This is a genomic window from Nostoc sphaeroides (genome assembly GCF_003443655.1).
GTDB lineage: Bacteria > Cyanobacteriota > Cyanobacteriia > Cyanobacteriales > Nostocaceae > Nostoc > Nostoc sphaeroides.
In genome coordinates this window covers 2,548,157-2,560,436 of record NZ_CP031941.1, presented here as the reverse complement: position 1 = coordinate 2,560,436, position 12,280 = coordinate 2,548,157, and the positions used below count along the sequence as shown (strand labels likewise).

General features: G+C 42.9%; 12 protein-coding genes and 1 pseudogene. 4 read left to right on the top strand and 9 right to left on the bottom strand.

Going from position 1 to position 12,280, the window contains the following annotated elements:
* Positions 1-108 precede the first annotated feature (108 nt).
* The 4 genes from D1367_RS11425 to D1367_RS11410 all read right to left on the bottom strand — a co-directional run bounded on the left by D1367_RS11425 (position 109) and on the right by D1367_RS11410 (position 2,583).
* Positions 109-327: a ssl0294 family protein gene (locus tag D1367_RS11425; protein ID WP_118166568.1), complete on the bottom strand. Its 219-nt coding sequence runs from the start codon at positions 325-327 to the stop codon at positions 109-111.
* 170 nt (positions 328-497) lie between these two features.
* Positions 498-1,520 carry a tetratricopeptide repeat protein gene (locus D1367_RS11420; RefSeq protein WP_118166567.1) on the bottom strand — a complete coding sequence of 341 codons (1,023 nt, stop codon included), beginning with the start codon at positions 1,518-1,520 and terminating at the stop codon, positions 498-500.
* A 315-nt stretch (positions 1,521-1,835) separates the two neighbouring features.
* Complete coding sequence (locus tag D1367_RS11415) at positions 1,836-2,369, bottom strand: GNAT family N-acetyltransferase (protein ID WP_118166566.1); 534 nt, start codon at positions 2,367-2,369, stop codon at positions 1,836-1,838.
* Positions 2,362-2,583, bottom strand: coding sequence for a GNAT family N-acetyltransferase (locus D1367_RS11410; RefSeq protein WP_118166565.1), 222 nt, complete (start codon positions 2,581-2,583; stop codon positions 2,362-2,364). The genes D1367_RS11415 and D1367_RS11410 overlap by 8 nt, the downstream gene beginning before the upstream one ends.
* Before the next feature lie 75 nt (positions 2,584-2,658).
* On the opposite strand from D1367_RS11410, the gene D1367_RS11405 reads away from it, so the two are divergent.
* Together D1367_RS11405 and D1367_RS11400 are read left to right on the top strand one after the other, a co-directional pair.
* On the top strand, positions 2,659-4,539 hold the full coding sequence (locus D1367_RS11405) for an ABC transporter ATP-binding protein (protein ID WP_118166564.1): 1,881 nt from the start codon (positions 2,659-2,661) through the stop codon (positions 4,537-4,539).
* Between the two features lie 265 nt (positions 4,540-4,804).
* Positions 4,805-5,392: a Uma2 family endonuclease gene (locus D1367_RS11400; protein ID WP_118166563.1), complete on the top strand. Its 588-nt coding sequence runs from the start codon at positions 4,805-4,807 to the stop codon at positions 5,390-5,392.
* 144 nt (positions 5,393-5,536) lie between these two features.
* On the opposite strand, the gene dnaK is transcribed toward D1367_RS11400, so the two are convergent.
* Together dnaK and D1367_RS11390 are read right to left on the bottom strand one after the other, a co-directional pair.
* Positions 5,537-7,438 carry a molecular chaperone DnaK gene (gene dnaK / locus D1367_RS11395; RefSeq protein WP_118166562.1) on the bottom strand — a complete coding sequence of 634 codons (1,902 nt, stop codon included), beginning with the start codon at positions 7,436-7,438 and terminating at the stop codon, positions 5,537-5,539.
* Positions 7,439-8,273: 835 nt separating this feature from the next.
* Positions 8,274-9,089 (bottom strand): SDR family oxidoreductase, encoded by an 816-nt coding sequence (locus D1367_RS11390; protein ID WP_118166561.1) that lies wholly within the window; start codon positions 9,087-9,089, stop codon positions 8,274-8,276.
* Between the two features lie 450 nt (positions 9,090-9,539).
* Here D1367_RS11390 and D1367_RS11385 point away from each other — a divergent pair.
* A pseudogene (locus D1367_RS11385) lies at positions 9,540-9,653 on the top strand (histidine kinase dimerization/phospho-acceptor domain-containing protein); the annotation flags it as partial.
* Positions 9,654-9,903: 250 nt separating this feature from the next.
* Here the strand turns inward: D1367_RS11385 and D1367_RS11380 are convergent.
* The 3 genes from D1367_RS11380 to D1367_RS11370 form a co-directional block, all read right to left on the bottom strand.
* Positions 9,904-11,277, bottom strand: a complete 1,374-nt coding sequence (locus tag D1367_RS11380) for an AtzE family amidohydrolase (protein WP_118166560.1) — start codon at positions 11,275-11,277, stop codon at positions 9,904-9,906.
* Positions 11,274-11,456: a DUF4089 domain-containing protein gene (locus tag D1367_RS11375; protein WP_118166559.1), complete on the bottom strand. Its 183-nt coding sequence runs from the start codon at positions 11,454-11,456 to the stop codon at positions 11,274-11,276. Before D1367_RS11375 ends, D1367_RS11380 begins: the two co-directional genes overlap by 4 nt.
* Before the next feature lie 167 nt (positions 11,457-11,623).
* On the bottom strand, positions 11,624-11,974 hold the full coding sequence (locus D1367_RS11370; protein ID WP_118166558.1) for a DUF952 domain-containing protein: 351 nt from the start codon (positions 11,972-11,974) through the stop codon (positions 11,624-11,626).
* A 16-nt stretch (positions 11,975-11,990) separates the two neighbouring features.
* Between D1367_RS11370 and D1367_RS11365 the strand changes: the two genes are divergently transcribed.
* Complete coding sequence (locus D1367_RS11365) at positions 11,991-12,278, top strand: glutaredoxin family protein (RefSeq protein WP_118166557.1); 288 nt, start codon at positions 11,991-11,993, stop codon at positions 12,276-12,278.
* Positions 12,279-12,280 lie beyond the last annotated feature (2 nt).

Genomic DNA, 12,280 nt, shown 5'->3' with positions numbered 1-12,280 from the left:
GTCTGTCTGATTAATTCTGATTGGTTAGTTTGTTACCAAAACCCTGTAGAGACGCGAAATTTCGCGTCTTTACAACCCCGCTAGCTTAGATATTGTAGTAGGAGTATGCTAATCAATCGAAATCTGTTGAGGCCCACTTGTTTTGCCATTATGTGCATCTGTTGTAGTACTGATGTAACTATTGGAGCGGGTCTGTTGATCCAGCCAGCTTTTTACGGGATCTTCTGCAAGATTGAGCCGAAGCACACCAGAGAATAACCCACCGACAAATGAGGCTGGGTGCTGGATAAATTCTTTGAATATAGGTGACAATTCACTAATGAACATTTAGAGACTCCTGGCGGTGCCATAAAAAATTATTACTTCTTAATTGATCGTAACCTGTAGAGCAGTATATGGTTGATGGTAACGAAGTTGCTAATTTTTTGAGCTTCAAGAACAACAAAATTCCCGACTTCTTTAAGGAGAAGTCGGGAATCTGAGTCTGCTGCATCAACCTACAGAGAATCTATAAACTGCTGTACTTTTTCTAGGAGTGGCTGATGTTCGATTTGTTCTGCTAACTCTTGGGCGTTTTGGTAGCACGATCGCGCCATTTTTTTGCGTTTCGTTGTGGCGTAAAGGTTTCCCATATTCAGCAAAGTTGAAATTTCTCCCAGACCATCGCCGAGTTGTTGATAAATTGCAATGCCTTGCTTATAGAACTTCATTGCTTGCCGATGCTCTGACAGAGTGCTATAGGTATAACCAATGTTATGAAGCGTTGTTGCCTCACCAGAGCGATCGCTGATTTCTCGACGTGTCAAAAGAACTTGATAGTAGAGCAATAGCGCTTGTTTCGGTTTTCCTAAATCACTATAGACAGAAGCAATATTATTCAAAGTGGTTGCTTCACCAACCAAATTCTTGACTGCTCGTTGAATTGGAAGCGCTGCTTGAAAAAATTCTAAAGCTTCCTCAAACTTGCCTAAGACATTGTAAGCAAACCCAATACCATTTAGGGTTGTTGCCTCACCAGAAAAGTCACCTAACAATCGCCGCATCCTCAAAATTTGGTGTTGTAGCAACAATGCCCGTTTCGGTTCTCCTAAGCGGGTATAAATTAGTGCTACATCATTAAGAGTAGAAACTTCACTTTGAGTATCTTGCGATCGCCTAAATATTGGTAGTGCTTGGTCAAAATATTCTAACGCTTGCGAAAAACGTCCGAGACGGCTGTAGGTAGAACCTAGATTGCTAAGTGCAGTTGCTTGTGCTGGCGCGTTGCCAATTTCAACAGCAACCGAAAGCGCCTGATTAAAGCGCTCTAATGCTTTTTGAGGTTGCCAGCAACTGAGGTGAGCTAAACCAAGGTCGTTTAATGTATAGCCTTCTCTGGCTCTGTCTGGAATTGATCTAGCCAAGTGTAAATTCTTGGTTGCCAGATCCAGAGACTCTTGGAATCTCCCGCGCTGGTAGTAGCGGCTTGCTTCATCACGACGTTGTTCCCACTCTTTGACTTGATTTAAAGGTTGCGTCATCTGGCCTCAGTTGCATTCTGCGATAAATAGGCAGGACATCTTTTAGGAATGAACCTCTCTTAGGTTTCCCAAATTTTAACCTTAATCATCTATCTTTAGATATAAGACTTAAACATAAAAATATGATACAAATTCATACTTACAGGATATGTATGAAGTAATTAATACAAAGAACCTAGTATAAGGCACAGCTATGCGTCCCTATCAAAGACCTAAAGCATATATTCTCTATAGCTTTATTGAATTTGCAGCAGTGGTTTTTGTATGTAGCAGTTGGTTCGCCCATTACTCTGTATGCTACGGGATCTGATAGTTTTAAGATTGCGAAATGTAAAGGGAATCATCCGCTTGCCATTCTGAGTTTGAGGCAGCATAGTATACTACATCATGACCGTAATAGCTAGCATTCTTTTCATACTTCATCCCTACCTTTTGAATGACTCGCACTGAAGCGATGTTTTCTGGATGAGCGATCGCGACTATCCGATCTAGCTTCACTTCCCAAAATCCAAACTTTAAAGTTGCAAGAGATGCTTCAGTTGCCAGTCCCATGTTCCAGTAGGACTTTTCAAACACGTAGCCAAGCTCAACTTCTGGCGTATTTTCCAGAAACCCAAGTCCACAACGGCCAATCATTGTACCAGTTTCTTTGTATATTACTGCCCACATCCCAAAGTTGTGTTGTTGCCACTGTTGGATATGCTTGCTTAAACTTGCTTGGGTTTGTTCCCTTGTTCTTGGCAACAGATACTTCATGACTTCTGCATCGCTGTAGAGGCGAAATAGGTAATCGAAGTCATTTAGATTGAAATGCCTTAGTTGCAGCCGCGCAGTTTCGATCTCAGGCATAATTACCCCAATTCAAATTTGTAAAATGCTGTTGCCAGTGTTTAATAAAAAATTGTAATATTTCCTGCGTTACTTCTTTTACCTGATCTTTAGGTATAGTCCCTCTGGGTGAATACCTCATAACTGCTGGGTTGCTCAAAATGAAAGCAAGTTCATCCAGGTCTTGAGGAGTATAGGGTCTTAGTAACAGTCTTGCAGTTTCTATCTCAGGCATGGTATCAGAGTAAGAAGACAAACGCTACTTTAAAGATGCGTGTTTTTTTATAAACATTAATATAATGCTCTTACTATGAGCATCTACCAATCTCTCAAAAAATCTTATACGCAAGACCATCGCCGTGAAAATGACTGGCGGTTATTTTTGCGTTTAGTGCCTTATGCCCGTCATAGCGGACGGCTGTTGGCGCTATCAATGGGCTTACTCGTACCGATCGCCCTAGCTAATGCCGTACAACCACTGTTGATTGGCCAAGCTATTTCCCTAATTCGCAATGAACCAAGCACTTACGAATTTCTCAGGAATCGCCCCATGTCCGAAGGGCTAAATATCCTGGAGGGATTATTGTTAGTTGCGATCGCCAGCCGACTGATTTTAACAGGCTATCAAGGTTATTTAGTACAAAAGCTAGGGCAACAAATCACCGCAGCAATTCGCCAAGACTTATTTCAGCATGTGACATCGTTAGCAGTAAGGTTTTTTGACCGTACACCCGTAGGTAAATTAATCACCAGAATCACCAGCGATGTGGAAGTGTTAGGCGATGTCTTTTCTACTGGGGCAATTGGCATTGTGTCCAATTTGTTTTCCATGCTGGTAATTTTGGGTTTAATGTTTTCCATCGAATGGCAACTCACCTGCTTGCTGCTATTGATGTTGTTACCAATTACCTGGTTAATTGTTTACATTCAGCAACAGTACCGCAAAGCCAATTACAAAGGGCGGGAAGAACTTTCTATATTGAACTCACAGTTACAAGAAAATGTGGTTGGCATTAACGTAGTGCAGTTGTTCCGCAGGGAAAAATTTAATGCCGAATTATTTCGCGCCACAAACAGCCGCTACACTCAGCAAATGGATAAAACCATCTTTTATGATTCATTTATTTCAGCCACCTTGGAATGGATTGGTCTGATTGCGATCGCAGCTGTTTTGTGCATGGGTGGTTTGTTACTGTTAGGAAAAAGTTTAGCTTTTGGGACATTATCTGCATTTATTTTGTATGCCCAGCGATTATTTGATCCTTTAAGGGATTTTGCCGAAAAATTTACAGTAATTCAAGCAGGTTTTACTGCAATAGAACGCGTAGGCGATATATTAGATGAACCGATAGAAATCCGCGATCGCGCCAATGTCCGCTTCTCAATATTTGATGCGAAATTTGGCTACATAGACGAGATCGTTGCAAATCTAGAATCTCCAGACGTCACTTCCCCGCCGGAACTGGGAGAAATCCGTTTTGATCACGTCTGGTTTGCTTACAAAAATGATGATTACGTAATTAAAGACTTAGATTTCACCATTCATCCAGGTGAAAAAATTGCACTAGTCGGCCCCACAGGTGCGGGTAAAACTTCGATCATCCGTCTTTTGTGCCGTCTCTACGAACCCACCCAAGGACGCATTCTCATCGATGGCGTAGATATTCGGGAAGTACCACAGGCAGAACTGCGGCGTTACATGGCAGTAATTTTCCAAGAAGGCTTTTTGTTTGCTGGCGATGTTAAAAGCAACATTTCTTTAGGAGATGGCTATACCATTGAACAGATTCAACAAGCAGCAGAGCAAACCAACATTGCCCAATTTATAGAAGAACTACCCCAAGGGTATGATACTCAACTGCGAGAACGGGGCACAAATATTTCTAGTGGTGAAAAGCAACTTTTAGCCTTTGCGCGGGCTGCCATTCGCAGTCCCCAAATTTTGGTATTAGATGAAGCTACCGCTAGTTTAGATGTTGGCACAGAAGCTTTAGTTCAAGAGGCATTAAACCAGCTTTTGCTCAGACGTACCGCGATTATTATCGCTCACCGCCTGTCTACAATTCGCAATGTAGACCGGATTTTTGTTCTGAAGCGTGGCGAATTAATCGAACAGGGAAGCCACGAGCAACTAATACAAGAAGGTGGGCTTTATGCCACTTTGCATAACTTGCAGATGTTGGGAAGTTAAGATATTTCAGAATAATCTGAAGGCTCAACCTGGAAATTGCTTAGTACAACTTGGCGTAAATCCAGCTAACATCTCAATTAACAAGACTTAGAGCCTGCTGAAGGATATGCAAATTAGATCCACTGTGCAAGAGTGAACTTTAGCGATAAGCCTGACGGCATTGCTACGCTTACCGCCAACAGCTTGGTTTGTGATCAAGGGCGGCTTATTATTGTGAGTGCATTGTAAGCTGTAAAATAGATAACAGTTAAATCGGTGATGTCTCATGAACGTTGTCACACCAAAGCGATTTACTATTGACGAATATCATCGGCTGATTGAACTGGAATTTCTTAAGGAGAGCGATCGCATTGAATTGATTCGCGGAGAACTAATTCAGATGGTAGCCAAAGGCACACCTCATACATTTTGCACAACTCGACTTTGTAGACAACTGGATCGATTGCTGGGCGATCGGGCTGTTGTGCGTTGTCAAGAGCCAATCATACTACCATCAGATAGTGAACCTGAACCAGATGTGGCGATCGCACGAGGAAATGAAACTGACTATCTTCCCCATCATCCTTATCCTGAAGATATTTTTTTAGTGATTGAAATTTCAGACTCAACCCTAAATTACGACCAAACAACAAAGTTAGAAATCTATGCAGAAGCCGGAATTTCTGATTATTGGATTGTCAACTTAAATGTTTGCCAACTTGAGCGTTACAGCCAACCTTATCAAAATGCTCAAGGTGAATTCAATTACCTCAGCAAGCAGATATCTTTGCCACATCAGTCAGTGGCGATTCCTGGATTTGAAGATGTTTTATTAGACTTGAGTAGAATTTTTCCCACGGTTGTAGGTGGTTAGTCTCTAACTCCAAACTCCAAACTCCAAACTCCAAACTCCAAACTCCAAACTCCAAACTCTTTAAAAAAAATCCCCACCCAGACAAATGTCTGAGTGGGTGATATGAGGTGGGACTAAATAATCTTCCCAAAAGAAGTAAGGGAATTATTTGCTTTCTGTAAAATCAGCGTCAATCACATCGTCGCCGCTACCACTAGATGTGGAACCACCATCTTGGGGTTCAGCACCTGGTGCAGCACCGCCACCAGCTTGTTGATAAATATTGCTACCAACAGCAAATAGCGCTTGTTGCAATTCTGGGGTGAGCTTTTTGATTTGCTCATCGTCTTCTTTAGCAACTGCTTCCCGCAGTTCTTTCACCAAACCTTCGACTTTGGTCTTGTCAGCATCGGGAACTTTATCGCCCAATTCTTGTAACTGCTTCTCAGCTTGGTATGCCAAAGAGTCAGCTTGGTTCTTGCGTTCAATCTTTTCACGCCGTTCTTTGTCAGATGAAGCGTTTTGTTCAGCTTCTCTCACCATCCGGTCAACATCAGACTTATCCAGAGTGGAAGCGCCGGTTATGCTGATGGACTGTTCTTTACCAGTACCTTTGTCCTTAGCGGTAACGTTAAGGATACCGTTAGCGTCAATGTCGAACACCACTTCAATTTGAGGGACGCCGCGTGGTGCAGCCGGAATACCATCCAGACGGAAGGTTCCCAAGCTCTTGTTATCGTTAGAGAATTCGCGTTCACCTTGGAGGACGTGAATTTCTACGTTGGTTTGTCCATCCACCGCAGTGGAGAAGACTTCCGATTTCTTGGTGGGAATTGTGGTGTTGCGGGGGATAATTTTGGTCATCACGCCGCCCAATGTTTCCACACCCAAAGATAGCGGTGTCACGTCTAACAGCAAGATGCCAGTTACATCACCAGCTAGTACCCCGGCTTGAATAGCTGCACCAACTGCTACGACTTCATCAGGGTTGACGGTTTGGTTGGGGTCTTTACCCAATACCTGCTTCACAATCTGTTGAACTGCGGGAATGCGGGTAGAACCACCAACTAGTACCACTTCATCAATATCGCCTTTGTTTAACTTGGCATCCCGAAGGGCGTTTTCCACAGGAATCCGACAACGGTCGATTAAGTCAGAGCAAAGTTCTTCAAATTGAGCGCGAGTTAGGGTTGTATCTAGGTGCTTGGGCCCATCCTGGGTAGCGGTGATAAATGGTAGGTTGATTTCTGCTTGGCTAACGCTAGAAAGCTCAATTTTCGCTTTTTCTGCGGCTTCAGTCAGACGTTGTAAAGCTTGCTTGTCTTTGCGTAGCTCAATGCCTTCAGCTTTCTTGAACTTCTCTGCTAAGAAGTCAACTATTTTTTTATCGAAGTCGTCACCACCAAGGTGGGTATCACCAGATGTGGCTAGTACTTCAAAAACTCCATCTCCTACTTCCAGCACGGATACGTCGAAGGTACCACCACCAAGGTCAAATACGAGGATGGTTTCGTTACTCTTCTTGTCAAACCCATAAGCCAAAGAAGCGGCTGTAGGCTCGTTGATAATCCGTAGAACTTCAATCCCGGCAATTTTACCAGCGTCTTTTGTCGCTTGGCGTTGCGAGTCGTTGAAGTAGGCGGGAACAGTGATTACAGCTTGGGTTACAGTTTCACCCAGGTATTTGCTGGCGTCTTCAACTAGTTTGCGAAGAACTTTTGCAGAAATTTCTTCAGGAGCAAACGGTTTACCAGCTATAGGACAATCTAATTTGACATTGCCGTTGCTGCTGAGGACTTTGTAAGAAACTTCCGTAGCTTCGTTACTCACTTCCTCGAAGCGGCGTCCGATAAAGCGTTTGACTGAGTAAAACGTATTTTCGGGGTTCATCACCGCTTGGCGCTTGGCAATTTGCCCAACCAAGTTGTCGCCATTTTTCGCAAATGCGACTACTGATGGCGTTGTCCGAAAACCTTCAGCATTAGCAATTACTGTGGGTTTACCACCTTCCATCACTGCTACGCAGGAGTTCGTTGTTCCTAAGTCAATTCCAACTACTTTTGCCATTTTAGGTGCTGGCTCCGTATAACTACAAATGAATGAATGAGAATATAAAGGACTAAATTTTGAACCAATAAGGTCAATAAATCAGCCAGTTCAGCATGAATACCTTTGTTTTGGCTTTTCTGGGGTTAAAAACTCCAGATATGCTGATATATATACTGAAGCTTAGTGTTAGCCAGTCCATGAAGGGTGGTTTCCCGAACCTTGCTTAGGACGGTTAAACTAACTAAATAGTTTTTTTAGTTGTTTCATGGATTTATTGCCTTCACTCTGTCTAATGTATGAGAATTAATACTTTCAGTAATTAGGGTGAACCGTAACGGTAGAGTCGTGTTTGCCGTCTTTAGAGGTAATAAGTTACAAAAGTACTGAAAATAAAACAAAATTAAAGGGCGCGACGCCGAATAGCCCGCCGCAAGCATTGCTTCTGTATTCCGTATAAGGGACTTCCAAAAAATAAATTACTCAAATCAACTAACCACAGAGACGCAGAGAACACAGAGGAATGAGGAGAAGAGAGTTTTTTGAGTATTTTTATTATTTGTCAGTCCCTAATCAGTAATATTTAGGACTTACGCATTGACAGACATAACAAAGTGTGAATCATTTCTCGTTACTGGGCTGCTGCCTTGTAATGCTATTCTGGAGGCTCTGCCTCCTTTGTTTGACAGGAGGCAGAGCCTCCAAGTATCACATTCCCAGGCAGCAGCCCAGGAACGAGGTAGGGCAAGACTTTTATGTTAATAAGCTTGATATTGATAAGATGCTCAGTTTGTAAACTGCGTAAGTCCTAATATTTTGGTATTGGGTATTGGATAAAATATTACTCAGCACTTACTCAGAGCAAAGAGAAAAGAGTTTCCCAGTTAATTGCAGGCGGTCTTTGTCCCTGGTTGACTATTTCAAAAATTTTCCTGGAACTACTTGGGTGTAAAAGGGATTCTACACAAGCGTTTGCTACATCAATCCGGCTGGTATCGCCCGAAAGTGTATCCCCAGTGCCTACTACCACACCGTATTTACCCCCAGTTTTTGCCTTCAGGAGGGTGTTGAGGTCGTATGAGGTATATGGCCCGTCAATGAGGCGTCCTGGACGGATAATGGTGTAGGGTAATCCTGAGTTAATAATGGATTCTTCGCCCTTCTGTTTAGCATCCAACACGCCAAAAGCATTAAGAACACTAAAAGGAAACTGATTTTTACGCTCAATTCCGCAAGAAGAGACGAAAACGAACCGCTTCAAATTGCGGGGTGCTGCTGTCACTAGGTTGCTCACACCTTGGGCATCGACCTTTGCCGGACTATTCTTTGCTTTTGCTTCACTAGATTTAGGGTTAAGGAAAGTGATTCCCCATTCAATCAAGTTTGGAGATTGCTCAAACTCCCATCGCGCAGAGGGAAAGGCAGTAGTTCCGGTACAACTGATGATGTGGGTGACATTTTGTGTTGCGGCTGGTAGTGTAGCTGGCTGGCGGATGTCACCAACGGCAATTTCCACTCTGTGGTTAAACATTTCTTCAGCTTTTGCGGCATTGCGTGTCAGAACGCGAACTTTCAAACCCCTTTCTAGTAACTTGCCTACTACGAGTTGCCCGACTCCACCAGTCGCACCAGCAACTAGTACCAAATCTTCAATTGAATCAAAAGAAGTCATAAAGTGCCTTTGAGATGGTCTATTGTTAATCTACTCAAAAAATGCGATCGCCTACGCGGATAGCTCCAGATTAAAGATTAATACGCTTGGGTTAAGGGCTACTGGCAAAAATTTTGGGTTTTTGAGACGCGATAAATCGCTGTTTCTACATTAAGAGACGCGATAAATCGCTGTTTCTACAAGAGACGCGATAAATCGCCGTTTCTACATTAAGAGACGCGATAAATCGCCGTTTCTACAAGTTTTTTGGTCTTATCTGAACTGTGTTGGATTAAAGATTTGGCTAATGGCTGTTGACTCTGTAGCTTTCAGGCACATATCTGGGAATTTTAAAATCAGGGCAAACTCCCCAAGACTGAATTAGCGCAGTAGCCAGCACTTGAGGTTTCGAGCAAGGAATGAAAATTAGTCAGAAATTAATTTCGGGAATTCTAGGAATAGCTACTCTCGTCGAGTCTGGGTCAACTAGTGGCGGGAGTTGCCCATGAAATCAACAATCCGGTTAATTTTATCTACGGCAACCTCCAGTACACTGATGATTATATAGCAATCCTGTCTGAGTTGTGAAAATTACTTTTTAATCGAACCACGGAGGCGCAGAGAACACAGAGAGAAGAATTAACAGAAATTTTCACAAATGATTTAGGGCTGCTATACTCAACAGTTGCTGTTATTAATTAAGCTTGATCAAAAATAATATCCTAGTTTGTGTAGTAGCGAATTCTATTCACCTAAAACTTTTCAAACAACCTCTAAGTGTATTGATTTAGAATCTGGCGTTTATTAATTCTCGATTCTAAATTCTTAATTCTGACTAGACTATTGGTGCTGAAACTACACCCTTTACCTCTAACGCAGCCGCAATCCGTAAAATTAACACTTCATTATGTGGTGCCGCTATCAATTGCACACCTAAAGGTAAAGCATTTGGGCGCTGAATTGGTACTGATAAAACGGGTAAACCAATAAAAGATAATGGTTGAGTAAATAATCCTAAATGAGGACGCACAAGAATTTCTTCCCCATCCAAAATCATGGTTTGTTGACCAATTAGCGGTGCGGAAATTGGTGTAGTTGGGGCAAGAATTACATCCACATTTTGAAAGACTTCCCGAACGCGATCGCGGTACCATTTTCTAAAGCGTTGTGCTTGCAGATACCAGCTACTAGGAATTAACGCCCCAGCTAAAAAGCGATCGCGTGTTGCTGAATCAAAATCTTGAGGACGACATCGCAATTTATCCAAATGCAGATTTGCGCCCTCGCTAGCTGTAATCACAAACGCCGCAGCACGGGCGCGGTGTGCTTCTGGTATGGTTACGTATTCAGTTACTTCTATTGCATCAGCTATTTTTTGCACTGCTGCTAAAGCTTCCGGTTCTGCGCCTTTGGTGAAATAATCAGCAGCGATCGCAATTCTGATATTAGAAATATCTTGTTCAAGTTGTGATAAAACCAATTCAGGACGACGCTTTGTGCAAATTGGATCGCGATCGTCTTCTCCTTGAAGGACATCAAACACCGTAGCGATATCCTGCACCGAACGCCCAAAAGGGCCAATGTGGTCAAAACTGCTAGAAAATAAAGCTACCCCAGCACGAGATAACCTTCCGTAAGTCGGCTTCAAACCAAAAACGCCACATAACGCCGCCGGAACGCGAATCGAACCATTTGTATCAGAACCCAGCGTCAACGGTACTAACCCAGCAGCAACAGCCGCCGCCGAACCACCCGATGAACCACCAGCAACTCGCTGTAAATCATGGGGGTTGTGAGTAGCACCGTAATGAGAATTTTCCGTTACAAACCCATAAGCGTACTCATCCATATTCAAAGCGCCAACCAGCACAGCACCCGCTTGTTTCAACTTCGCTACTGCGGTTGCATCAAGGCTTGCTGCTGGGTTTTCTGCATTGATTTTCGATCCCGCTAAAGTTGTTAAACCAGCAATATCGAAGAGATTTTTCACCGCAAAAGGCACACCAGCAAGCGTTCCAGGATGATTACCTTGGGCGATTTCCCTGTCAATGCGGGCTGCATCCGTTAAAGCCGTCTCAGCAGTCACAGCCGTAAAACAGTTGAGTTGATGATCCCGCGCTGTTATTCGGGCGATCGCAGCCTTGGTAACTTCCACTGCGCTAACTTTACCTTCACGCACAGCAGCAGCTATTGATACAGCATCATTCATGGTTCAAAAACTGGTGCAACTTCAATATCCTCCGCTAGCGGGAAAGAATTTACAAGATTAGCGATCGCCCTAATTCTCTCAAAATTTGCCACCACACCATCACGATACTCATCTCTTATCTCTAAATCCAACAACAACGCCATTTGATCAACATATTCACCCACATTAAACCCTTCCATCTCTTCCTTTGCGTCCTTGGCGTCTTGGCGGTTCGTTATACCAATTCAATTAATGATTGCAACACATCCTTGGATAAAGACGCGATGAATCGCGTCTCTTGGATAAGACGCGATGAATCGCGTCTCTACAAATGGTCTATTTGTCGCATTCTTTTTTCAAATTGGTATTATTCTAAACTTATAACCTCTTGCGGCAACACAAAAAACCCATCCTCCCCCGCCTCAAAATCAACAACCTGAAACACAGCATCAATATTCAACTCACCATAAATATGGGGAAATAAATTATCTACCTCCGCAGCCTCATAACGAATTTCAGCTTTAACTCGATCCGAATCAATGCAAAGAATTACCAAACCCTTTTGATTGACAAAAAAACGATTTGCAACCCAGATAACTTGCGCTGCTGTCGAACAGTGGATAAATCCTTCCGAGTCTAACGTATCACCCCGATAGGTTCCAAGGATTTTTGCTTGTTCCCATTGTTCGCTTTTAGTGATATGTAAAATAGTGTGCATGGTAATTAATTAACAAATGCGATTAATTTTATACAGTAAACCTGGCTGTCATTTATGTGAAGGCTTGCAAGAAAAGCTAGAACAAATCCAAAATCTTAGTTTCGAGTTGGAAGTTAGGGATATTACAACTCGTGAAGATTGGTTCGGTGCGTATGAGTATGAGGTGCCAGTACTTTATTTATCGAACCACAGAGGCACAGAGGGCACGGAGGGAGAAATTATAGAAGTACCATTGCCGCGTCCTTCTCCTCGTGCTAGTGTGCAGCAGTTAGAGCAAATGTTGCTTAAGTATTTAGCCAATTAGAA